Origin of the sequence: Aquimarina sp. MMG015 (assembly GCF_018100855.1) — a bacterium.
GTDB classification, from domain to species: domain Bacteria; phylum Bacteroidota; class Bacteroidia; order Flavobacteriales; family Flavobacteriaceae; genus Aquimarina; species Aquimarina latercula.
In genome coordinates, this window is record NZ_JAGJEB010000005.1 from 329,142 (window position 1) to 353,893 (window position 24,752).

The 24,752-nt window shown below is 33.5% G+C and carries 22 protein-coding genes and 1 tRNA gene; 13 read left to right on the top strand and 10 right to left on the bottom strand.

The window, feature by feature from the left end:
* Positions 1–8 precede the first annotated feature (8 nt).
* The 6 genes from J8L88_RS11955 to J8L88_RS11980 all read left to right on the top strand — a co-directional run bounded on the left by J8L88_RS11955 (position 9) and on the right by J8L88_RS11980 (position 5,997).
* Entirely contained in the window at positions 9–524 is a 516-nt protein-coding gene (locus J8L88_RS11955; RefSeq protein WP_027392428.1) for a hypothetical protein, read from the top strand.
* Between the two features lie 20 nt (positions 525–544).
* Positions 545–1,267: a CsgE family curli-type amyloid fiber assembly protein gene (locus J8L88_RS11960; RefSeq protein ID WP_211060837.1), complete on the top strand. Its 723-nt coding sequence runs from the start codon at positions 545–547 to the stop codon at positions 1,265–1,267.
* A 16-nt stretch (positions 1,268–1,283) separates the two neighbouring features.
* Complete coding sequence (locus tag J8L88_RS11965; RefSeq protein ID WP_027392426.1) at positions 1,284–1,691, top strand: curli production assembly/transport component CsgF; 408 nt, start codon at positions 1,284–1,286, stop codon at positions 1,689–1,691.
* Between the two features lie 6 nt (positions 1,692–1,697).
* A complete protein-coding gene (locus tag J8L88_RS11970) occupies positions 1,698–3,173 on the top strand; it encodes a CsgG/HfaB family protein (RefSeq protein WP_118387037.1) in 1,476 nt (491 codons plus the stop codon).
* A gap of 13 nt (positions 3,174–3,186) precedes the next feature.
* A complete protein-coding gene (locus J8L88_RS11975) occupies positions 3,187–4,677 on the top strand; it encodes a carboxypeptidase regulatory-like domain-containing protein (RefSeq protein ID WP_247666469.1) in 1,491 nt (496 codons plus the stop codon).
* Positions 4,678–4,815: 138 nt separating this feature from the next.
* Complete coding sequence (locus J8L88_RS11980; RefSeq protein ID WP_211060838.1) at positions 4,816–5,997, top strand: AIR synthase related protein; 1,182 nt, start codon at positions 4,816–4,818, stop codon at positions 5,995–5,997.
* A gap of 86 nt (positions 5,998–6,083) precedes the next feature.
* Here the strand turns inward: J8L88_RS11980 and J8L88_RS11985 are convergent, their stop codons facing one another.
* Entirely contained in the window at positions 6,084–6,572 is a 489-nt protein-coding gene (locus J8L88_RS11985) for a peptide-methionine (S)-S-oxide reductase (protein ID WP_118387031.1), read from the bottom strand.
* 60 nt (positions 6,573–6,632) lie between these two features.
* On the opposite strand from J8L88_RS11985, the gene J8L88_RS11990 reads away from it, so the two are divergent.
* The gene (locus tag J8L88_RS11990) at positions 6,633–7,127 is read left to right on the top strand and encodes a DUF1648 domain-containing protein (protein WP_035084879.1); all 495 of its coding nucleotides are present in this window, start codon (positions 6,633–6,635) and stop codon (positions 7,125–7,127) included.
* A 68-nt stretch (positions 7,128–7,195) separates the two neighbouring features.
* On the opposite strand, the gene J8L88_RS11995 is transcribed toward J8L88_RS11990, so the two are convergent.
* Both J8L88_RS11995 and J8L88_RS12000 read right to left on the bottom strand, forming a co-directional pair.
* Positions 7,196–7,372, bottom strand: coding sequence for a hypothetical protein (locus tag J8L88_RS11995; RefSeq protein ID WP_155839637.1), 177 nt, complete (start codon positions 7,370–7,372; stop codon positions 7,196–7,198).
* Between the two features lie 109 nt (positions 7,373–7,481).
* The gene (locus J8L88_RS12000; RefSeq protein ID WP_211060839.1) at positions 7,482–7,853 is read right to left on the bottom strand and encodes a hypothetical protein; all 372 of its coding nucleotides are present in this window, start codon (positions 7,851–7,853) and stop codon (positions 7,482–7,484) included.
* A 122-nt stretch (positions 7,854–7,975) separates the two neighbouring features.
* Between J8L88_RS12000 and prfA the strand changes: the two genes are divergently transcribed.
* Positions 7,976–9,052 carry a peptide chain release factor 1 gene (gene prfA, locus J8L88_RS12005; RefSeq protein ID WP_027392420.1) on the top strand — a complete coding sequence of 359 codons (1,077 nt, stop codon included), beginning with the start codon at positions 7,976–7,978 and terminating at the stop codon, positions 9,050–9,052.
* A 123-nt stretch (positions 9,053–9,175) separates the two neighbouring features.
* On the opposite strand, the gene J8L88_RS12010 is transcribed toward prfA, so the two are convergent.
* The 5 genes from J8L88_RS12010 to folE all read right to left on the bottom strand — a co-directional run bounded on the left by J8L88_RS12010 (position 9,176) and on the right by folE (position 14,071).
* On the bottom strand, positions 9,176–10,030 hold the full coding sequence (locus J8L88_RS12010; RefSeq protein WP_118387025.1) for a polysaccharide lyase family 7 protein: 855 nt from the start codon (positions 10,028–10,030) through the stop codon (positions 9,176–9,178).
* Between the two features lie 492 nt (positions 10,031–10,522).
* Positions 10,523–11,473, bottom strand: coding sequence for a prolipoprotein diacylglyceryl transferase (gene lgt, locus J8L88_RS12015; protein ID WP_027392418.1), 951 nt, complete (start codon positions 11,471–11,473; stop codon positions 10,523–10,525).
* A 95-nt stretch (positions 11,474–11,568) separates the two neighbouring features.
* Positions 11,569–11,838, bottom strand: coding sequence for a membrane protein insertion efficiency factor YidD (gene yidD, locus J8L88_RS12020; protein ID WP_211060840.1), 270 nt, complete (start codon positions 11,836–11,838; stop codon positions 11,569–11,571).
* Between the two features lie 14 nt (positions 11,839–11,852).
* Positions 11,853–13,349: a cysteine--tRNA ligase gene (gene cysS / locus J8L88_RS12025; RefSeq protein WP_027392416.1), complete on the bottom strand. Its 1,497-nt coding sequence runs from the start codon at positions 13,347–13,349 to the stop codon at positions 11,853–11,855.
* Between the two features lie 44 nt (positions 13,350–13,393).
* The gene (folE, locus tag J8L88_RS12030; RefSeq protein ID WP_027392415.1) at positions 13,394–14,071 is read right to left on the bottom strand and encodes a GTP cyclohydrolase I FolE; all 678 of its coding nucleotides are present in this window, start codon (positions 14,069–14,071) and stop codon (positions 13,394–13,396) included.
* 375 nt (positions 14,072–14,446) lie between these two features.
* On the opposite strand from folE, the gene J8L88_RS12035 reads away from it, so the two are divergent.
* Complete coding sequence (locus J8L88_RS12035; protein ID WP_247666470.1) at positions 14,447–15,979, top strand: T9SS type B sorting domain-containing protein; 1,533 nt, start codon at positions 14,447–14,449, stop codon at positions 15,977–15,979.
* A 203-nt stretch (positions 15,980–16,182) separates the two neighbouring features.
* Positions 16,183–19,908: a T9SS type B sorting domain-containing protein gene (locus J8L88_RS12040; RefSeq protein ID WP_211060841.1), complete on the top strand. Its 3,726-nt coding sequence runs from the start codon at positions 16,183–16,185 to the stop codon at positions 19,906–19,908.
* Positions 19,909–19,986: 78 nt separating this feature from the next.
* Here J8L88_RS12040 and J8L88_RS12045 read toward each other — a convergent pair whose 3' ends face one another.
* Together J8L88_RS12045 and J8L88_RS12050 are read right to left on the bottom strand one after the other, a co-directional pair.
* A complete protein-coding gene (locus J8L88_RS12045) occupies positions 19,987–21,495 on the bottom strand; it encodes an OmpP1/FadL family transporter (protein WP_211060842.1) in 1,509 nt (502 codons plus the stop codon).
* Positions 21,496–21,642: 147 nt separating this feature from the next.
* On the bottom strand, positions 21,643–22,710 hold the full coding sequence (locus J8L88_RS12050; RefSeq protein ID WP_211060843.1) for a hypothetical protein: 1,068 nt from the start codon (positions 22,708–22,710) through the stop codon (positions 21,643–21,645).
* A gap of 99 nt (positions 22,711–22,809) precedes the next feature.
* Here J8L88_RS12050 and proS point away from each other — a divergent pair, with 99 nt between their 5' ends.
* The 3 genes from proS to rpsT all read left to right on the top strand — a co-directional run bounded on the left by proS (position 22,810) and on the right by rpsT (position 24,723).
* Positions 22,810–24,288, top strand: coding sequence for a proline--tRNA ligase (gene proS / locus J8L88_RS12055; protein ID WP_027392410.1), 1,479 nt, complete (start codon positions 22,810–22,812; stop codon positions 24,286–24,288).
* Positions 24,289–24,367: 79 nt separating this feature from the next.
* Positions 24,368–24,439: transfer RNA gene (locus J8L88_RS12060), tRNA-Glu, on the top strand.
* Positions 24,440–24,474: 35 nt separating this feature from the next.
* Positions 24,475–24,723, top strand: a complete 249-nt coding sequence (gene rpsT / locus J8L88_RS12065) for a 30S ribosomal protein S20 (protein ID WP_027392409.1) — start codon at positions 24,475–24,477, stop codon at positions 24,721–24,723.
* Positions 24,724–24,752 lie beyond the last annotated feature (29 nt).

Here is a 24,752-nt window from a genome sequence, read left to right on the forward strand (position 1 = left end):
TTTTACTAATGAAAAAATACTTCACATTTTATATCATAGCGTTAGGCTTATTTCTCTGTGGAAATTCCTACGCTCAGAATAGCGAGAACCGAGATGAATCATTGGTAGGGAGTCAAGAACGATTCATAACACTGAATCAAATAGAAAGTAATACTAATGTGCAGCTTGCAAGGGAGAGTATGATAAATAATAGCGCAGTATTTATCCAGCAAGTAGGTGCTAATAACCAGGTGTTTTCTAATATAACAGCGGAGCGGTCCGATATTCGTTTAAGTCAGAATGGAGAGCAAAATTTAATTGATATAAATGAAACTTCTCGCGAAATTGAAAAGTTAATAACTCAGAACGGTAATAATAATTCAGTAATAGATTTTTCATTTAACCGAGATATTTCAACAAATCTCGAAATTCTTCAAGAAGGAGATAATCTGTCATTCGAACGATTTGGTAGTAACGAGCTAACTAAAAATTTAAAGTTTAAAATGACGGGTAATGCTCGTACAATTATTGTTAGGAGTTTTTAAACGATATTTTATTACTTCTTATGAACTTTAAACTGGTCATACTGTTTTTTTTGGTATTTCAATTCTCGAATGGTCAGCATACCAATATAGAAGTAGTCGCTAAGATTAAAACAGAAAGAATAGATGATATTGTTTCTATTAGTGCAGAAGCGACAAATGCTACAGAGGTTTATAAAAGTTTAAAATATACATTTTCAGTTTTTAGAACAGACAGTAAAAATAATGTTACTAAAAACAATCAAGAAGAAAGATTTACATTAGAAGCTAATGAACAAAAGAGTCTTGCTGCTACATCTGTAGGTGTCGATGAGCAAGATAAAATTGTGATACTTTTGTTGATTTATGAAGAAGAAACAATAGTGGGTAAAGATCGAATTGCCTTTAATGAAGAAACGAAAAAAAAAGAAAAAGAAGAAGAGTACGTAGAAGATGATGGTATCGAATTAAAAGGTATTGTTATTGAAGAAACAAAAACAAAACCTGGAAAGGATTTTTATGAGTTTTTTTATAATTCTTATACACTGAATAGAATAAATGGTTCTAAAATAGTTGGAGTTTATGAAAAACTTAGTTTTGGTAGAAGTACAATTATCCAGGTTAAAATAGAAGATAGAGTCATTCATGAATTCCTTGGAAAACCAGATGTAGAATATTTAGAGCAAATGTCTAAAATTTCAATACGTCGGGTCTACAAATATTTTAAAGATCTTAAAAAACAAAAAAGAGATATTTTTCAGTATTAATTACTTATTAAAACATATGAAGTCAATCATAGTAACTACTTTGCTTGTTTTCTCAGCTTTTCAATTTAGCTATGGACAAGACTTAGTATATCGGCCAAAAAACCCTGCTTTTGGAGGTGATACTTTTAATTATCAATGGCTGTTAAGTTCTGCAGAGGCCCAGAATACATTTACAGATGAAAATGATCCGAACGCTGATGATAGATCAGAGTTAGAAAGATTTACAGAAAGTCTAAATAACCAATTATTAAGTCAGATATCCAGAACTTTATTTAATGAACAATTCGGACAAGAGGGACTAACTGAAGGTACTTTTAGTTTTGGAACATTGTTTATTGAGATTTTTCCCTCTGGAGAAGGATTGGTGATAAACATTTTAGATACTAGCACCGGAGATCAATCTCAAGTAATAATTCCTAATTAATTTTTAATGCGTCATAAGTTTTATCAAGTAATTCTAGTAATTTCTTGTGTCATATTGTTGTCCGGATGTGGAACCTATTTTAATCAGCCTATTACAATAGAACAAGCAAGAATTGGGGAGGATACACAGTTTACTCAGACTTTAAGAGATTTCCCCAGGCCTACGGAACCTGTAGTGGTAGGAGTGTATAAATTTAGAGATCAAACAGGTCAGTATAAGCCTACTGAAGCAGGAAGTACATTTAGTACCGCTGTTACTCAAGGGGCAACTACCATTTTGGTAAAAGCCTTAGAAGATTCTAAGTGGTTCGTACCTATCGAAAGAGAAAATCTTAGTAATTTATTGAATGAGCGAAATATTATTCGTTCTACTAGAAAAGAATATAGAAAAAATAAAAATTCTAAAGAACCTCAATTACCACCATTATTGTATGCTGGAATTATTTTGGAAGGTGGTATTGTTTCCTATGACTCTAATATCATTACGGGAGGATTGGGAGCAAGATATTTTGGAATAGGTGGTTCTACTCAATATAGACAAGATAGAATTACGGTATATTTAAGAGCTGTTTCTACATCAAGTGGTAAAATTTTAAAAACAGTTTATGTCTCTAAAACAATATTATCACAGGCATTAGATGCTAGTTTTTTTAGATATGTTAAGTTCAGTAGATTGTTAGAAGCCGAAACTGGTTTTACCAAAAATGAACCCGGACAGATAGCGGTTTCTGAAGCGATAGAAAAGGCAGTTGAAGCCTTGATAATAGAAGGTATAGAAGATAAGCTTTGGAGTTCCAAAGCAGAACCAGAAAAAGTAAATGCGTTAGTAGCAGATTATAATGAAGAGAAGAATGAAGCACATAATACTGGGCTCTATGAACGATATTTTAAAGAAAGACGAGGAGAAAAATCATTATTCGCTAACGGAGGAATGGCTCTTATTAGTGGAGATTATAATAACGCGGATTTATCATATTCCATAGGAGTAGGAGGTAAGTGGTATTTTAATCCATACTTAAATGCTAATGCAAGTATTAGTAAGTTTGAATTGCGAAATGAAGGAGCATTCTCAGAGGGGTTTCATGCAATTGATGTAAATGCAGAGTTGACTCTATTGCCTTTTGAAAAACTTACACCTTATTTCTTTGGAGGAATGGGAACTGTAAATAGTGATGATTTTGATAGAACCTTTTTTAAATTTCAATATGGAGGAGGTATCGAATATTTAGTCTCTGATCATATAGGAGTGTCGCTAGGTGCTACCCATAATCTTGTATTAGGTGATAAGTTAGATAATGTTACTCAAGGTAAAAGAGATGATCAATATTTTAATTTTTCTTTAGGTTTAAATTGGTATTTTAAAACTCCTTTGAAAATGGATAAAGAACTTCGTAAACAAAAACGAAGAGAAGATAAAGAGCTTAGAAAACTAAAAAAAAGAAATCGACAAGTAATTGAAAATGGTGAAGTTCCTAAAGGATAAAACCCTGATGAAAATGAAAAAATACATAATAAAAATAATAACAGTATTTATGGTTTTTGCTATCACTTCGTGTAGCGAAGATACAATAGATTTAGAAGGTTTGGGTGCTGTTAGAGGAAGAGTCGTGGCCGTGGGAACCAATGAGCCTCTAGAGAATGTGAAAATATCTACAAACCCTTCTTCAAGCACAGTTTTTACTGATGCTGATGGAGAATATATTATTGAGAATATTCCTTCTGGTGATTATTCTCTTGCCGCTCAGAGAGATGGATTATTAGCGCAATTTGAAGCGATATCAATTATTGCTGATCGAGAGTTGGAGATCGTTTTTGAGATGGATGTAGAGACGGCTGGTAATAGAGCACCTGATGCTGCAATCTTAGATTCGCCAGCAGATAATTCTGTAGATCAACCATTGGAGGTTACATTAGTTTGGACAGGTTCTGATCCTGATGATGATGCTCTTACTTATACGATTACTTTGCGTAATGATGAAAACTCTGAAGTAGAAGTTTTTGAAAATATTACGGATACAACCTATACGCTTACCAATCTTTCCTATAAGGTTAAATATTTTTGGCAAGTAAGTAGTAATGATGGGATAAATGATTCTGTAAACAGTAGTAGTTTTGCTTTTGAAACTATGAGTCCTCCAAATAATCGAATTGTGTATACGAGATCAATCGATGATAACGGAGTAATTTATTCTGCGGATGAACAAGGAAGTACAGAGATCCAACTGACATCAGAAACTAAGAATAGTTTTAGGCCTAGACGTCATGTGGGAACAGGTAAGATTGCTTTTCTACAATCTGTTGGTTCGCAGACGCATTTGTTTACAATGAATGAAGATGGTTCTCAAATGATGCAGGTTACTTCTCAAGTTTCTGTTGCTGGATTTAATTTAGGAGAAATCGATTTTTCTTGGACAGAAAATGGTGCTAAATTGTTGTTCCCTAATCAAGATAAATTATATAGTATTAATGCTGATGGAAGTGGTCTAGTTTTAGTTTATCAAACCTCTAACGGAGATCTTATTTCAGAAGTAGATACGAATGATAATAATAATGTAATTGTACTTAAGACTAATAATTTAGAAGGTTACGAGGTAACGATTTTTACGATCAATACATCAGGAACTGTTCTTGATACAATATTGTCAGGAGTTTCCGGAGCTGCAGGAAGTATAAATCTTTCTGTTGATGGGACTAAACTTTTATATAGTCGTGATATTTCTGGTTTTGAAAGCAGTGAATATAGACAATTAGATTCTCACATATTTATATATAATTTTGATGATAGTTCTAATTTAGATATCTCTATTGAAAAACCGGCTGGGACTAATGATTTGGATGGAAGGTTTTCTCCAAATGAAGCTTCCGTTATTTTTGTAAACACTTCTAACGATGGAATATCACAAAAAAACATACAAACAATGTCAATTTTAGAAATAGCTAATAGAGCTGATTTAATTACGAGCGCTTCTATGGCAGATTGGGAATAATATCTTTCTAGAGATACATGTTTTGTGTCCCAAATTCAAGAATATTAATACTTGAATTTGGGATTTTTTATATTGAGTTTAGTGATTGAGGTAAATTCAATTATCTTTGCGGTTTACTATCCGTTTAATACTGTAATAATGAGTCAAGAAGTAAGTAAACGCTACGCTCAGCGTGGAGTTTCGGCATCTAAAGAAGATGTTCATAGTGCTATAAAGAACATAGATAAGGGTCTTTTTCCAAAAGCATTTTGTAAAATAGTTCCGGATTACCTTACTGGTGACGAGGATTATTGTTTGATAATGCATGCGGATGGAGCAGGTACCAAATCTTCTCTGGCTTATATGTATTGGAAGGAAACAGGAGATGTTTCTGTATGGAAAGGTATAGCTCAAGATGCTTTAATAATGAATATAGATGATTTATTATGTGTTGGAGCAACTGATAATATTATGTTGTCTTCTACTATTGGAAGAAATAAGAATTTGATTCCTGGAGAAGTAATTTCTGCAATTATTAATGGAACTGAGGAGTTATTAGAGGAATTAAAAGGTTTTGGAGTTACTATCCATTCTACTGGTGGAGAAACCGCTGATGTAGGGGACTTAGTGCGAACAATTATAGTAGACTCTACGGTAACAGCTCGTGTAAAGCGTAAAGATGTTATTGATAACGCTAATATAAAAGAAGGAGATGTGATAGTAGGTTTGGCTTCTTTTGGTCAAGCGACTTACGAAAAAGAATATAATGGCGGTATGGGGAGTAATGGTCTTACTTCTGCTCGTCATGATGTATTTCATAAGATTTTGGCGGAGAAATATCCTGAAAGTTTTGATGCTGCAGTACCTTCTGAATTGGTGTACTCTGGAAAAACAAACCTTACAGATGAGGTAAAAAACGCACCAATTGATGCTGGTAAATTAGTATTGTCTCCAACGAGAACTTATGCACCTATAATAAAAAGTATTTTATCTAAGTTTAATAGTTCGGACGTTCATGGAATGGTTCACTGTAGTGGAGGAGCTCAAACTAAAATTTTGCATTTTGTAGATAATTTACATATTATTAAAGATGATTTATTTGATGTACCTCCTTTATTTCAGTTAATCCAAGAAAATTCTGGTACGGATTGGAAAGAAATGTATCAAGTTTTTAATATGGGGCATCGAATGGAGTTATATGTATCTCCAGAAATTGCAGATGAAATTATTTCAATTTCAAAAAACTTTAATGTAGACGCTAAAATAGTTGGACGTGTTGAGGGATCAGATGAAAAGAAACTAACAATAAATAGCGAATTCGGAACATACACTTATAACTAAATTATATTGTTGGATTGTCCTATCTGTATAAAACAAGTATAAAACTTGTGAATACTAATTTTTCAAAATCTTTAAGGATTACCTGTTTAAAAATTCATTTTATCCCAATACTTGTTTCTAAGAAACTCTAATTTGGGTTGAATATATCGTATGCAAAACGGTTTTTTTGGGTCCTTCTTGTAGTAGTTGGTTAATTCTGTTCTCGAAGGTTTAAAAGAATTAAATTTTAAAACTTTTGTTATTAATCGATTTTGAAAATTTTCATTTAGTTGAATAATAATTGTTTCAATAATTGGCTTTTGTTCATTTTTGAAATAATAAATCGCACTTCGGTATTTTTCTCTAAAACTATGATTAGAGGTGCTTTTGTGTGTAAGTAAATGAATTTCAATTAAGTCCTTTAGACTTATTATTTCGGGTGAGAATACTATGATTACAGCTTCCGAAAAAGAGTTGTTGTTTCCAGTGCTTTTTATATAACCTTGTTCAACGGAGGTTATACCTTTTAAGGATTGAAAAACGGCTTCTGTACACCAGTGACATCCTCCACCTAGTCCTATTTTTAAATTACCCATTACATTCAAAAATCGTAATTTAATTTCTAATTATTATATTGAATTTTATAAAGTTATATTATGGGTAATCCAATTATTAAAGTTGAAAAGGGATTGATAGATGTTTTGTTAGAAATAATAATGCTAATTGGTTTGATTACTTTGATTTTAATTCCGTTGTTTTATTATAAAGATCTTCCAGAAATGATTCCAACTCATTTTAATGCAAAAGGAACTCCAGATGATTATAATTCTAAATCCATGATTTGGTTTCTTCCGATTATTGGTTTGTTTCTCGCGGCAGGTCTTTTTGTTTTAAATAAATCACCTCATGTTTTTAATTACCCTAAAGCATTTACTAAAGATAATGCATCTAAATATTACAGGAATAGTACGAGGCTTATTCGAGTGTTAAACCTAACTATTACCTGGACTTTCGTTTTTATTTTATATAAATCTGTTCAAGTTGCATTAGGTCATTCTGAAAATTTAGGGATATGGTTTTTACCAGTTTTTCTAATTATTATTTTTGGAGCTATTATTTACTTCGCTTTAGGGGCAAGAAAAATAGCATAGATTTTCAAGAGTCTAGATGTTTGTGTCTAGACTCTCGAATACAGAATTTAGTTGTTTTGCCTAGTTTATTATGATCCTAGTTCGTCATTGAACCGAACTGTTTTGGTTTCTGTTTCTTCTTCTTTTGTCTCTACAAGTTCAATTGTGTTCTCATCATTAAACTTTCCTTCTTTTTTTTGAAAAAAGATAGGTACAGGAATCATAGTTACCATAATAATGAATAGCAGTAAGACGATACGTCTCATAATTTTTTTTAACCTTTTCATTTTAGGAATAATGTAATATGTACTACCAGTTGTTGGTAATGGTGTAAATAATTATTTTTTTTGGCTAAAAAGCCTTTAAAGAAAGGGATTACCCTATATGAAAAGAATTTTCCTCAGAAGTGTAATTAGTGTTCTTTGGAAAGAATATTTTATGTTTTAAAGTTAAAGAAATAGTATTGCTAAATTCTTTACCCTTAACAATGTGGATGCTATTATGGAATCTTACTAAGAATTGTAAATCAGAATTATAATATCTAAATTTCTGGTCACTCTTTATGACTTTGTTGTAAGAAGTAGTTTTAAGATTATTTTCCTTAGAAGAAATTACTAATTCGATAGTATTTTCATAAGAAATTGGTTGGGTATAATTTGTATAGCCACCAATACCTAAGAAAAGTAAAAGTGTGATAAACCAACTAAAAAGTAGTTTGTGATTGTATGTGTACGAGCCTTTTAGCATTTGAAGGATAAAAATACAACTTTTTTATATTAATAATTATACCCCAGAATATTAAAAGTCAATATGACCTTTGGACAAAAAAACGTATTTTTGTAAATTCTACTTACAGGATAGATAGAACTATGATTGATAAATTAAATATTGTAAAGCAACGATTTGATGAGGTAACAGATCTTATTATTCAACCAGATATTATTTCTGATCGAAAAAGGTATGTGCAGCTCAATAAAGAATATAAAGATCTAAAAGCATTGATGGATGAGAGAGATCATTATATAGAGTTGACTGATAATAAGAAAGAAGCGGAAGAGATCATTGCAGATGGTAGCGATGCGGAAATGGTGGAGATGGCAAAAATGCAATTAGAAGAGGCCAAAGAAGAGTTACCAGCTTTAGAGGAAAAAATACGGTATATGCTAGTGCCTAAAGATCCAGAAGATGCTAAAAACTGCGTAGTGGAGATTCGTGCCGGAACGGGTGGTGATGAAGCAAGTATTTTTGCTGGTGATTTATTCAGAATGTATACCAAGTATTGTGAAGGTAAAGGATGGAGTACTAGTGTGGTAGATCTTAGTGAAGGAACTAGTGGAGGGTATAAAGAAATTATTTTTGAAGTAAATGGTGAGGATGCGTACGGAACAATGAAGTTCGAAGCAGGAGTACATCGTGTACAACGTGTTCCTCAGACGGAGACTCAAGGACGAGTGCATACTAGTGCAGCAACTGTTATGGTGTTGCCAGAAGCAGAAGAGTTTGATGTAGAGCTCGATATGACAGAAGTAAGAATTGAACGAACTACGTCTACAGGTCCTGGAGGACAATCTGTAAATACCACATATTCTGCGATTAAGTTGCATCACGAGCCAACAGGTATGATTGTTAGTTGTCAGGATCAGAAATCATCTCATAAAAACTTAGAAAAAGCTTTAAAAGTACTACGTTCTCGTTTATATGATATTGAATTAGAAAAGAAACAAGCTGCTGATTCAGAAAAACGTAAGAGTATGGTTTCTTCTGGTGATAGATCTGCAAAAATTAGAACATATAATTATCCGCAAGGTAGGGTAACTGATCATCGTATAGGATTAACTTTATACGATCTTGGTAATATTATTAATGGAGATATCCAGAAAATAATAGATGAGTTACAACTGGTAGAAAATACAGAGAAACTAAAAGAGTCTAACGAGGTATTCTAATCGAATAGAGTTGGGTGATATTTATGGGATTGAAAAAGGTTGTGTAAAAATATTTGCACAACCTTTTTTCTGAATAATTTTGGTTAAAAAAAATCGATCACTAGTCAATAAGAAATTGAATTATTATGTCCTGTTGGTAGCAAATGAAATTGTTTCCACTCTTTGACGTGTATTATTCGAACCTCCATCAGGCATATAGGCTCCATGCTTCCAATAAAAATTACCATCTAATCTACTCCAGTCAGAATCAAAACTAAAAGTGTTTCGAGCTCTTTCTCCAGTGTCTAGGTTGTCAATTCTTACATCTAGATTTCGTGAGCCATTAGGGGTCTCCATTCTAATTCTGTACCGATCATTTTGTCTGAATGGGATGGTTTCTGCAGCGGTTGTAGTACTAGATCCTGTAGGTGCATTCGTTCTTTGTAGGCGAATTCTTCCGTTTTCTGCCACTACAGTTGCATATGGTCTACGAGCGTCTCCATGATCATTATGTAGTTGTGCTAAAATAAGTTCGTGTCTGTTGTCATAACCTCTAACATCAAAGGTGAGATCTAATCGATTTCTACGATCCATATCAATATTGGTTTGATCTCTATATTCGGCTCTTCTTCTTTCATTACCATTTGGACACTGTAAGATTAATCGACTACCGTCAACATAAATGTAATCAGTGATGTCAAAACCATTGTCGTTAGGATCATCCTTATATTCGCGTTCATTCCAATTATGAGCTCCTCCACCATCATTGTCAACTTGAAAATCATCATTACTGGAGTAAGAACTATCAAAATCCCAAGGAGTATCAGAAGATGCTTTAGAGAGATTATTAAGATCGTTGTCTTCTGCAATATTGGTTATATCCGTATCCGATATAGCTTCTTCTTCACATGAAATAGCAGTCAATAAAAGAACAATGAGTACTGTTGGTTTAAATAATAAATTGATAATATTTCTTTTTTTGTAAATTAAAATTGTCATAATCGTAAAATTAGTAGTTATAATTTGTGTTATATTTATTTGGTTAACCAAATTATATATTGGTCAACCAAAAACAATAAAAAAAATGTTAATTTCACGCTTTTAATGTATTTATTAACAATAATTAACTAATAAACTTGTAAAACACATGGTGTAGATGGTTTTTTTTGAGAATATCAAATATTTGAATATTAGTTTATAACAAGGTAACTCAGTTGAATATGTTTCTGTGTATATGTAATTTTATGCATATTGTTTCTTCTGGCGACAAATCTGCAAAAATTAGAACATGTAATTATTTATAAAGTAGGATAACCGATCATCGAATAAGATTAATTTTATAGGATCTTGGTAATATTATTAATAGAAATATCCGTAAAATAATAGACGAATTATAATTCGTAGAAAGTAGAGAGAAACTAAAAGAATCTAATGAGGTTTTTAAATAGAATAACCTAGTTATTACTCTCTTTTTTATAAATGGCGTGTTTTTTATTTTAAAGTATATGACTTTGCGTCTTCTTTAATTTTCTTAGCTGTTACTACAAAATAGAGTCCAACTAATATAAAAGGTATGCTTAGCCACTGGCCAGTAGAAAGTATTCCGTTAGGTCCATCTCCAAATCCATCCTGGCTTGTTTTTACATATTCTACAATAAAACGAACAATGAATATAAGCATCATATACATTCCAAATAAAAACCCTCTGTTGTTTCGTTTGTCTGTTTTCCAGTATAATAGCCAAAGTATTAATGATACAAAAATATATCCAAATGCTTCGTATAATTGAGCGGGGTGACGATATGGAATTGCTTCTAGTAGATTAGCAAATTTAGGATTGTTTACAATAGCGGAGTACGCTTCATTAATATTTTTAATTCCTGTTTCTCTTACAACTTCTCCTTTGCTTAAACCATCCCTTATAAACTTTACTCCAAAGGCAGAGTCTTCGGAAGGTTCTCCGATAATTTCTGAATTAAAAAAGTTTCCTAGTCGAACAAAAATTCCTCCGAAAGCTGCCGGAATCGTTACCCTGTCCATAATCCATAAAGGATGTTTTTTTAAAACATTTTTAGAGTAATAATACATAGCTATAATAAATGCTATAGCTGCCCCGTGACTTGCAAGTCCTCTAAATCCTATAAATTCAAATGTTGGATTGAATTTAAAAGGTAAAATGATTTCTAGTAAATTATTTCTGTAATAATCCCAATCATAAAAGAATACATGACCTAATCGAGCTCCTAATAAAGTACCTATGACTGCATAGATAAATACAGAATCTAGTTTTTCCATTGAAATTTTTTCACGGATATATATTTTCTTCATTAAATACCATCCTAATGAAAAAGCAACTACAAACATCAGACTGTAAAAACGAATAACAAAAAAACCAAGATCAAATCCTTCTATAGGATTCCATACTATTTTAGAGAATATCATGTGGAAAATTATTTTTCTAGGGTAAATATAGGTATTTAATTGAACTCAAAATTATAAATAAAACATTAATGAGATAAACAGGTGTGGGGATAAGTTTAACTTTTCCTTTTTTCTTTGGTGTCGGCATCCGGAACTGGGTCATATCCACTACCTCCCCACGGGTGACAACTAAAAATACGTTTTATGGCTAGTTTTCCACCTTTAAACAATCCATGCTTTTCTAGTGCCTCTACAGTGTAATGCGAGCAAGTAGGTTGATAACGACAGGTAGCAGGAGTTAAAGGTGAAATTACATGTTGGTATAATTTCACAACTCCAATAAATGGTAGTATTAAAACCTTTTTTAAGGTTAAATTTGAACCCAAAATAAAATATTAAATTAATTTAGAGTAAAAGTAGTTCCCTCACGGCCATCCTTTAGTTGAATTCCCATAGCTAATAACTCGTCTCTGATTTTATCACTAGTTGCAAAATCTTTATTTGCTCTTGCTTCTGCTCTTAGATGAATTAATAATTCAACCGTACTAGAAAGTTTATCGCTAATATCGGAAGAAGCTTCGTTAACATTTACCAATCCTAAAACATCGAATACTAGTTCACTTATTTTAGTTTTTAGCATTTCATAATCTTCTTTTGATACAGAAGATTTTTCTTCTTTTATTGAATTAATGAATTTTACCGCTTCAAAAAGTTTAGCAATTAGAATGGGACTATTAAAGTCATCGTTCATAGCAGCATAACATTCTGTTACCCAATTCTGAACATGAAATCCTTCTGTAGTGTCACCTATTTTTAGATTTTCTAAAGTTTCAATTGCCTCCATGAGTCGATAAAAACCCTTTTCTGAAGCTTCTAGAGCATCATTAGAAAAATCTAAGATACTTCGATAGTGCGCTTGAAGCATGAAAAATCTAGCAACGCTAGGGGCGAAAGCTTTGTTAAGTTTGTCGCTTTCTCCATTAAAAATTTCAGCTGGCGATAAGATGTTTCCTGTTGATTTAGACATCTTTTTACCATCGAGAGTTAACATATTAGCGTGCATCCAGTAATTTACAGGACTAACACCACAAGCTGCTTCTCCTTGGGCGATTTCACATTCATGGTGTGGAAACTTAAGGTCCATTCCGCCTCCGTGAATATCAAATTTTTCGCCTAGATATTTAGTACTCATTACCGTACATTCTAGATGCCATCCAGGAAAACCATCACTCCAAGGAGATGGCCATCGCATAATATGCTCCGGTTCTGCTTTTTTCCATAAAGCAAAATCCTGAGGGTTTTTTTTATCACTTTGTGCAGTTAATTCTCTGGTATTAGCAATCATATCTTCAAGATTACGACCACTTAATTTTCCGTAATCATTAGTTTCATTGAATTTTTTAACATCAAAATATACAGAGCCATTCGTTACGTATGCAAAACCATTATCAATTATGGATTTAATCATTTCAATTTGTTCAACAATATGACCTGTAGCAGTTGGTTCTATGCTAGGAGGTATGTTGTTAAATTTCGCTAAAATGTTATGGAAATCTAAAGTGTATCGCTGCACTATTTCCATAGGTTCTAATTGTTCTAATCTTGCTTTTTTAGAAACTTTGTCTTCTCCTTCGTCTGCATCATTCTCTAAATGTCCTGCGTCTGTTATATTTCGAACATAACGCACCTTAAACCCTAAATGTTTAAGATATCTGTAAACCAAATCAAAAGAAATAAAAGTTCGACAATTTCCTAAATGTACATTACTATAAACGGTTGGGCCACAAACATACATTCCAATATTACCTTCAGTAATTGGAATGAATTCTTCTTTTTGACCCGAAATTGAGTTGTAAATTTTTAGTTTTTGAGTTTTGTACAATGGAGCTATTGCCATGATTTTAATGAGTTCTTGTGATTATTGATTGAATAAATATAAAATTAAAACGTGGTGTCTAATTTAATGTAGTCTAGGAATTCTCTGCGTACAGCTTGATCTTTAAATTTCCCTCCAAATTCGCTAGTTACTGTGCTGCTTTCGATATCTCTTATTCCTCTAGAATTTACGCATAGATGTTTTGCATCTATTACACAAGCAACATCTTTGGTGTTTAGGACTACCTGAAGATCCTGAACAATTTGCATAGTTAAACGTTCTTGTACTTGAGGGCGTTTTGCATAATAATCTACTATTCGATTCATTTTAGATAATCCCACAACCGTTCCGTTAGAAATATATGCTACGTGAGCTCTTCCTATAATTGGGAGTAAGTGATGTTCGCAAGTAGAATATACTGTGATATTCTTTTCTACTAGCATCTCTCCATATTTGTAGTTGTTGTCAAAGGTAGAAGCCTCTGGTTTTCTTTGTGGATGCAAACCAGAAAAAATTTCATTCACAAACATTTTCGCAACTCGTTGGGGAGTTCCTTTAAGACTATCATCATCAAGGTCTAATCCCAAAGTTTCCATAATATGCTTTACATCTTCTCTAATTAAAGCGATTTTTTCTTTATCACTTAATTTAAATGCATCTTCTCTAAGAGGAGTTGTTGCGCTAGTAGCTACATGATTATCACCTAGCGCTTCAATAGCTTCAAGGGCCTTGTCTATCTTCACAAGTTCAAAATTTTATTATTATCAAATAAAAAGAATTATGAGTAGAAACATCAATAAATTAAATTACTAATTATTACTTTTCAATCAGTATTTTCTATTCAAAATTGAAAGTAAAATTATTTACAATTCCAACGTATTCTTTTTCTAAATTTCCTATAGTTTTAGTGTTGATTCTTATCAATAAATCTAAGTGATTTCTCGAAATCGAATAAAATCAACTATAAACAGGCTGCAAAGATACGATTTTGTCTTTTTACTTAGTGAAAGCTATGTTAACAATTATAAATAATATGATACTTTTATACGCACTATATATTAAAATTAGTAAATTTAATTCCTACACAAGAAAATAGACGAACCTACGTTATATAAAACATGACAAAATTACTACCTCAAATCTTATTATTGTCTGTACTGTTTTTTTTTAATAGTACACTAACAAACGCGCAGGACTTTGATGTTGCCTGTAGAAACGCTCAGCCATTCTGTTCAGATGCTTCTTTAGAACTAACATTTCCCAATACAATTGGTGATATTGATGGGTTAGGAGAAGTTGGATGTTTAAACACTACGCCAAATCCTTCTTGGTACTTTTTGCTTATTGATGAATCCGGAGAACTGGTTTTTGATATAAGACAATGGATGGATACCGATGGAGATAATCGTTTGGATCGTGATGAAAGACAGCTTGATGTTGATTTTATTGCATGGGGGCCTTTTCAAACTTCTTTCATTATTAATTGTGATGACGAGTTGTCAAGAGGGTGTGATCTTAATGGAGATGGCGATAATATTAGGCCAGCAGAATGCGTAAATAATGCTGATGAACCTGATTTTTATATCGATGATGAAGATAATACAAACATTGTAGATTGTAGTTATGCTAGAACATCAGATGATAATTTTATAGAAACATTTACAATACCAAATGCTCAGACAGGAGAATTTTACATAGTATTGATTACTAATTTTTCTGATGAAGCGGGAGTAATACAATTAGAGCAGACAAATCTTGGAGAAGATGGAGCAGGAACAACCGATTGCAGTGTGCTAGAGCCAGGTATACCTCAGGATAGGATTGCTACTTGTGGAGAGTTTCCTTTAACAATAGAAGGAAGGTTTCCTGCAAGTACTGGACCTCCAGCTGTACCTGCTGCGGAAACTTTTCAATGGTCTAGAGCGGATTTAGGAGATACAAATTTTGTGGATATTCCAGGTGCTACTTTTCCTTTTTACGATAATGTTACTTCTAACGGGATTTATAGATTAAGAGGTTTTGATGCCAGCGGTATAGAAGTGCCAGATTCTCCTGATCAAGTTTCTGTGTTAGATGTTTCTCAAATTACATTTCAGGTTGGGTATACCATTACAGAAGAATCGTTTGCGGGGAGTTATACTATAACGGCAGAAATATCTACGGACCCAATCGTAGAGGCAGAAGGATTTACTGATTTTGAATATCGATTAGATAGAGATGTAAATATGGATGGTAATTTTGTAGAATCTAGGCCTTACCAATCTTCGCCAATATTTGAAGGGGTCCCTCCTGGGGATTATCGTATCGTTGCTAGATATGTTAATTGTCCAGATAATGAAAGAACATCTGTTGATATTATGATCTTAGGGTATCCTAAATATTTTACTCCTAATGGAGATGGTTTTCATGAAACATGGAATTTAATCAATCCAGAAGATCAACCTACTCCCGCATTGGTTTATATATTTGATAGACATGGAAAATTGTTGAAACAATTGAATCCAACTGGAGCTGGGTGGGATGGTACTTATAATGGAAATTTAATGCCTTCTTCGCAGTATTGGTTTAGGGTGGAGTTTAATGAACAGTCCGATCGTGATCCGAATAGAGGAAGAAGGGTGTTTGCAGGTAGTTTTTCTTTAATTAGATAATTTAGAATAGATTTATTTTGTAAACTTTTAGGATTAAAAAAGGTTTTTAAATGTAGTCTATTGATATAATAATTTTGGTTACTACACTATTCCGGTTTTATTATATTATTTGTTAGGGTTTCTTGTAGTATGATTGTTTTTATATAAGAAAGCCTTGGATTTTATAAACAAAGCTATTTTATCATTTATTTTAAAGACTGGTAATGAGTAAAAGAATACCTGTATCGATATTATTTTTGTCATTTTTCATTTATACAAATTTTAGTATAGCACAAGGTTCTGTTTGTGCTGATTCTGTAGGGGATAATGGTGCTGATCCTTTTTGTAGTACTACTGGTATTGTTTTCCCGAATTGTAATAGTACTAATAGTAGCTGTGTAAATAGCTCTGAAATTGGTCCTAATTATGGATGTTTAACTACACAACCTTTCCCTGCTTGGTATTATTTGCAGATAGATGATACAGGAGCATTGACTTTTCGCATTTCGCAATCTACTAATGAAGATGGGACTGGTACCCAATTGGATGTGGATTTTATATGTTATGGACCTTTTACCGACCCTGTTTCTCCTTGTACTGCTGAGCTAACAGCGGGTAATACTGTTGATTGTAGTTATTCGCCAGACGCAGTAGAAGCGATGAATATTCCAGCTGCAACTGCTGGAGAGTTTTATCTTGTATTGATTACTAATTTTTCAGAGCAACCTGGTTTTATAAATTTTCAGCAAACTGGGGGTACAGGTTCTACAGACTGTTCTATACTAGAAGCAGCGCTAGGGCCTAATCAGGATATTTGCGGTTCAGACCCTGTTGTATTGGATGGTACATCAGATGGAGCTATCAGATATGAATGGTCTGTTTATAATGAGACTACCATGGTATTTGATATTATTTCGGGTGAAATTAGTCCGACATATACAGTTACAACATCAGGGAGATATCAGTTGCTTATTGAAGATGTTGATGGTAATACAGAAGTTGATGAGGTTGTGATTACATTTTATACTCCTCCTATTATTGCAAATACACCTCAGAATTTATCGGCTTGTGATGATGATGGAAATGGAATTGAAACTTTTGATCTTACTCAGAATACATCTGTTATTTTAGGTGTTCAAGATCCAACTGAATTTACAGTGACGTATCACTTTACGCAGGAAGATGCGGAAAATTATACAGGCGCAGCAGGTGATAATATTATTACCGATCCAGATAATTTTGTAAATACTGTAGCAGACCAAGTTGTATGGGCTAGAATAGGTGGAATGAATCAAATATGTTTCGAAATAACTTCTTTTATGTTGAGGGTATATGAGAATCCTGTAGCGAATGTTCCTATGGATATAGAATTATGTGATAATGTATTGGATGGTAATGATACTAACGGTGTTGTAGAATTTGATCTTTCTAATATTGCATCAGAAGTTCTGGGAACTCAGAATTCTGCAGGTTTTTTAGTTTCTTTATATGCATCTCAAGCTGATGCGGATGCTGGTGTTTTAGGGACAGAATTACCTAATAATTATACCAACATAGCTAATCCTCAAACTATATATGCGCGAATTGAAAATGTTTCTGAACAAAGTTGTTATGAGACTACAAGCTTTCAATTGATAGTTAACCCCCTTCCAGTGGTAGTGCCAGTAGTATCTTTATTACAGTGTGATGATGATACTGATGGTATTTCGTTATTTAATTTGTCAGAAGCAAACACGCTAATTTCTTCAAATGCTGCTAATGAGTTCTTTTCGTATTATCTTACCGAGACTGCAGCAATAAATGCTGATCCTGCGGATCAAATTATTAACTTTACTACGTATCCTAATCCCATTCCGATAAATAGTACAGTGTTTTCAAGGATAGAAACTGATAAGGGATGTTTTAGAACGGCCCAGGTAGATCTAGTAGTATCTGCAACGCAGATTCCTGCAGGTTTTGGATTATCTTATAGAACTTGTGATAATATCGATGTAGATAATGATGACGCTAACGGGATTGCTACTTTTGATTTTAGTGATGCTACAAGTCAAGTTACCGCGCTATATCCTTCAGGACAAAATTTAGTCATTACATATTATGAAAATTTAGCAGATGCCTTAGCAGAGGAGAATGCAATCGTAGATCCGACGAATCATAGAAATGATGCATCACCTTTTATTCAAAATTTATATGTACGAGTTGATGATGGTACTAATAACGGATGTCTGGGTTTAGGACAACATATTCAGCTAGAGGTTGTAGGGTTACCTGAAAATAATTCAGTAACTGATTTTGTTTTATGTAGTGATGATCCTAATCAAGCAACTTTTGATTTAACAGAAAAAGATGTCGAAGTGATTGGTTTTCAAGCGGGAGCATTATTAGTTAGCTACCATAGAACACAGAATGAAGCTATAAATAATACAGGACAGATTACAGGTGCGTTTATGAATGAGTCTAACCCGCAAACAATATGGGTAAGAGTACAATCAGATGATAATAATAATGGAGCTGCAGATGTTGATGAGTGTTTTAGGTCTACAATTTCATTCGATTTAGAAGTACTGCATAATCCAGAATTAATTAATCCTGATCCTATTAGTTTATGCAGTGATCAGGTTGATACTGTTTATAACTTAACCCTTAGAGAAGACCAGATTACAGGAGGTGCTACCAATATTGTTTTATCATATTATGAGTCCCAAAACGATGTAGATAACGATAATGTTATTCCTAACCCTGCTTCTTACCTGAGCACTACATTAACTAGAGATTTAATAGTTGTGGGTAGAGATACAGATAATAGTTGTTTTTCTAGTGTAACATTGCAATTACGTACTACATTGTATGATGATTTTGATTTGTCTCCAACTTCATTGGAAACTTGTGAATCAGATCAAGAGGGTGTGGGGATTTTTGATCTTACTTTGACGGTACAAGACATTCTTAATTTAAATGATGCAGACATATCTAATGATTTGAGTATTTCTGATTATGATATTGATTATTATGAGTCGATGCAAGATGCTGAATTAGGTAATACTAATACAATTTCATCTCCTTCAGCATATCAGAACGTACAAATATTTAATCAAGTGGTTTATGTGCGTGTTGATCCATTAGCGATGGGTAATGATTGTTTTAGGGTGATTCCAGTTCAGTTGATTGTTAATGCACTTCCTGACTTTACTTTAGAAGAGGAGTATGTACTTTGTTTAGAAAATGATGGTGTGATTATTAACTTGATTCCAACAGATGTGATCGATACAAACTTAGATGATACTGTTTATGATTTTCAATGGTATGTTGGAGCTACAGCAGCAACAGGAAATGAGATTCCAGGAGAGATCGAACCTACTTATAATCCCACGACTGCGGGTCAGTATGCTGTATTAGTCACTAATAATAGTACAATGTGTGTTTCGGTAGTAGTAACAACGGTTGTAGAGTCATATCCACCTCAAATAGAAGATTTTGCTGTAGAGTTGCTTTCTGGTGCTTTTTCTGATAATGCTACTATTGAGGTAATGGTAGATTCTGATGCAATAGGGGATTATGAATATAGATTAGATACTGGCGATTGGCAATCTTCTCCGGTTTTTACTAGAGTGACTAGAGGAGAACATTTTGTGTATGTAAGAGATGTTTTTATGTGTGGCGAAATTGAACTTCCAGTAGAATTTGTGGTTGATTACCCAAGGTACTTTACGCCTAACGGAGATGGTTTTCACGAGAGTTGGGGGATTGTAGGAAACGATAATGTTCAGATTAATGGAATTCTAATTTTTAATAGATCAGGAAAACTTTTAAAGGATCTGGGGTCTTTAGGTACGTGGGATGGAACTTATAATGGAAATTTGTTACCATCAAGTGAGTATTGGTTTAAAGTGAGGTATACAGAAAATGGTGTTATGAAAGAATTTAACGCTAGTTTTTCTTTAATAAGATAGAGGATAATATACAGGAAAAGCAAAAAAGGAGTGATGAACATCAACTCCCTTTTTGCTTTTAAAGCGACTTATTTTTTTTTATAAATTTAAACTTAAGGTGAAAGTTAGGTTATCTCTGTAACTTTCTACTGTTGCAAAATTTGTGAAAGATGTATTTGGATAAAATTGTTCAATACGCTCCTGTTCTGAATAGTCATATGCGACATCAAATTTTACTTTCCCGAAGTTATAACCAATACCCATAGAGAGTCCAGTTCTATCTCCCAGAATGAATTCATTTTCATATGGACTTTCTTCATAGCTATAACCACCTCTAAAGCTCCAGTTGCCATTTCTTAATTCTCCTCCTATTCTAAGGGTAGAAGCTCCTTGTAAACTATTTTCAATTTGTCTATTTATATCAGAAAAATTCACGCCTTCATCAGAATCAAATTCGGTAGATGAATAATCTTTATATGAATAATCTAAACTAATTAACCCACGTTTTCCAAAAAGAACCGCAATACTTCCAGTTGCTTTTGCTGGAGTACGTAATTGATATTCTGGAAATATGTTTATTACGTTAGGATCTAAATTAATTCTTCCATTTACTCCGTCGGTAACTACTCTTTGCGTTGTTTCTTCTTCGATATAATACCAAGTTGGAGATTCTAAAGAAGCACCTAGTCTAAGCATGTGTGAAACCTTTAGTATTCCTCCTACTTGTGCAGAGAAGCCTGCTCCAATAGTAGATAGCCTATTTGTAAAAATAATTTCATTAACCACACTTCCTGTATTATTATTGAATTCGTCAAACCTCGTGATTTTATCATAGTTAATAAAGTGCGAATTAAGGTTAACTCCAACATAAAATCTATCGTTTATTTGGGCTCCTCCATTAATGGTGAATTTCCCATTTAAACCTGTACTTTCGTAATGGTAATCCTGGTCAAAAACTCCTGGAGCTACATTTGAGAAATATGATGTGTTATTGGAGTCTGTAAGATCATTTCCTTCGATAATAAATGATTCGTGACCAAGAAATGCTTGTTGAGCTCCATAACCTTCTGTTTCTCCTAAAAAACTGTAAAGATCGTCTGGACTTTCTCCTGCTCTAGGGGTTAATAAATCGAGAGGAATGCCTTGTGCTTCTGCTAGAAAAAAATTATCGATTGAATTGTTGCTTCTTCCGAAAGCAAATAGTTCTTCGGCAAAATCTGTAGTTTGATCATATGCAATACCTAATGATACCTTATTAAGGATAGTTGATTCATTACGGTTATTGTATATGAATACAGCACCTATCTGATTAAAGTTAAAATTAGAAGATGATGTTTCGCTAAAACCATCAAAATAATTTGTATCATTTTGGATATTTGACGAGGATAATGTTATTGAACCAGAGGAACCTAAAAAGACTGCTGATCCTGCAGGATTTATTTGTAATGCAGACATATCTCCTCCTAAAGCACCAAATGCGCCACTCATTCCTCTAAAACGTGCAGTACCTAAAATTTCTTGTTGAGAATATCTTACTGCATCTGTAATATCTTGGGCATTTATGAAGGATAGAGATAATAGACCAACGAATAAAAATATCTTTTTCATATATGTTGCAATATTTGATTTAACTATTGTTACTACACAACAGATTATGGATTTAGATAAGACACAATTTTTAATCGATTGTATATCTATCTAAATCCAATAAACTTTATTTTTTTTGAAAATTTTTAAAGAATTTAAAAGTGGATTTTAACCTCTTCCGCCACGGCTTCTTCCTCCTCCACGGCTACCGCTAGATCTAGATCCGCTACTTCTACTAGATCCGCTGCTTCTGTAAGATCCAGAACTTCTGCTGCTACTTCTAGATCCAGAATAACTCCTTGTACCTGAACTTCTGGAACTTCCTCTGTATGATCTAGTGCTGCTTCTATTAGCATTGTTTGATCTTGATCGCGAGTACGCGCCATTATTTGATGATCTAGTTGCTCCAGAATATGTTGAGGTTCTTGTTCTTCTATTATTGTTAGCGGAGATTCTTCTTCTATTATTGTAGCTACTGCGATTATTGTACGAGCGACTTCTTGATCTATTATTGTTATAGTTTCTAGATCTACTATTGTAGGCACTTCTGCTTCTGTAATTCCCTGCATAAGCATTTCTAAATCCTCGATTTCTAAAACCTCTATTGTATGCGATTCGATTTCTTCCAAACGCACCATATCCATAGTTATAATATGGAGGACACCAAAATCCACCACCATACCAATATGGATTTCCCCATCCAAATCCAGCATTCCATCCCCAGCCGGCGTTCCATCCAAAACCAGGTCCCCATCCAGCATTCCATCCCCAGGAGTTATATCCCCAGTTATTCCATCCCCAGCCTATTCCAGGGCCCCAGGCATTCCATCCCCAGTTATTCCATCCAGTATTTATTATGTTTACAGAAACTTCATCATAATCACTTCCCCATGCAGGTTGTCCGCCTTCATAAGCTAAAGCTACATTTGTCGTATCAGAAGCGTTGTAGTTTTCACTAGAATAAGAATCTATATCAGTGAAAATGGCATCTTGCTCCATAACATTGTCAATCTGAGCAGATTTTTCTGAAAAGTAATTAGAATAATAATTTGAACTAGTTTCGGTTTTGGTAGCGGTTGGTTGTGGTTCATAACTTCTTTGGCTTCTTGCTTCGCCATAAATACCATCATCATAAGATACATACTCATAAGAACCGCAAGATGTCAACATAAGTAGAGAGGCTGCAAGGAAGGTCCCAACAGCTCCATTTTTTTTAAAATAATTTTTAAGTCGCATATCTCCTTATTTTATTGTTGAACAATACAAATTTAGTTAGTTTTGCCCTAACTATTTTTTATTTAACAAAGTCACAACATTTGTGCCAAATAGCAGATTATGAGCAAAAATCTAACAAAACGTAGTGAAGATTATTCTAAATGGTATAACGAATTAGTCGTAAAGGCTGATTTAGCTGAGAATTCGGCGGTAAGAGGGTGTATGGTAATTAAACCCTATGGGTATGCAATTTGGGAGAAAATGCAAGCGGAATTAGATAGAAAATTTAAGGAAACTGGACATCAAAATGCATATTTTCCTCTTTTTGTTCCTAAAAGTCTGTTTGAAGCAGAAGAAAAAAACGCTGAAGGGTTCGCAAAAGAATGTGCAGTGGTAACTCATTATAGATTAAAAACTGATCCAGAGGATACCTCAAAATTAATAGTTGATCCAAAAGCTAAATTAGAAGAAGAGTTGATTGTTAGACCTACTTCTGAGGCAATTATATGGAATACCTATAAAGGATGGGTCCAATCGTATAGAGATTTACCAATTTTAATAAATCAATGGGCAAATGTTGTTCGATGGGAGATGAGGACTCGTTTGTTTTTAAGAACAGCGGAGTTTTTGTGGCAAGAAGGGCATACGGCTCATGAGACAAGACAAGAAGCAATTGCTGAAACTGATCAAATGAATAATGTATATGCTGATTTCGTTGAGGACTTTATGGCAATTCCGGTAATTAAGGGAAGAAAAACTGAAAGTGAACGTTTTGCAGGAGCTGAAGATACGTATTGTATTGAGGCATTAATGCAGGATGGGAAGGCCTTACAGGCAGGAACTTCACATTTCTTAGGCCAAAATTTTGCCAAGGCTTTTGACGTTAAGTTTACTTCAAAAGAAGGAAAACTTGATTATGTATGGGCTACTTCTTGGGGTGTATCTACTAGATTGATGGGGGCTTTAATTATGACGCATAGTGATGATAATGGATTGGTTTTACCGCCTAATCTTGCTCCAATACAGGTGGTTATTGTTCCAATATATAAAGGAGAGGAACAATTGAATCAAATTTCTGAGGTAGCAAATGAATTAGTTAATGATTTAAGATCTAAAGGTATTTCTGTGAAATTTGATAATAGAGATACGCATAGGCCAGGAGCTAAATTTGCACAATACGAACTTCAAGGAGTTCCATTAAGAATAGCTATTGGGCCTAAAGACCTAGAAAAAGGTACGGTAGAGCTAGCAAGACGAGATACTCTTTCTAAACAATTTGTAGATAAGGATCAGGTTGTAGACACGATTGAGTCTTTATTAAAAGAAATTCAAGAAAGTTTACATCAAAAAGCTACTCAATTTAGGGATGAGCATATTACCGAGGTTGCTTCATTTGATGAGTTTAAAGAAGTTTTAGAAAATAAAGGTGGTTTTATATCAGCTCATTGGGATGGAACGGCAGAGACAGAGCAAAAGATTAAAGAGTTGACCAAAGCCACTATACGATGTATTCCGTTTGATGCAAAAGAAGAAAATGGTAGTTGTGTATATAGCGGAAACCCCTCTAAAGTAAGGGTGTTATTTGCAAAAGCATATTAATTTTAGAAAAAAATAAAATAACACTTGCGCCATTAAAAAATAGTTGTATTTTTGCATCCGCAATTAGACAAACAACTATGGCCCGTTCGTCTATCGGCTAGGACGCCAGGTTTTCATCCTGGTAAGAGGGGTTCGATTCCCCTACGGGCTACGAATTTTATAGTAAAGAAATTTAACAAAGAAAAGATGGCAAATCATAAGTCAGCATTAAAGAGAATTAGAAATAGTGAGACTAAGCGTCTTAGAAATAAATATCAGCACAAAACTACACGTAATGCTATCAAAAAATTGCGTGAAGCTGATAAGAAAGAAGCTGAGACTTTGTTTCCTTCTGTAGTTTCTATGATTGATAGATTAGCAAAGCGTAATATCATACATGATAACAAGGCAGCTAATTTAAAGTCAAAACTTGCTAAGCACGTAGCTGCTCTTTAATAAAAAGAGAATTCTTAAAAGATATTAAG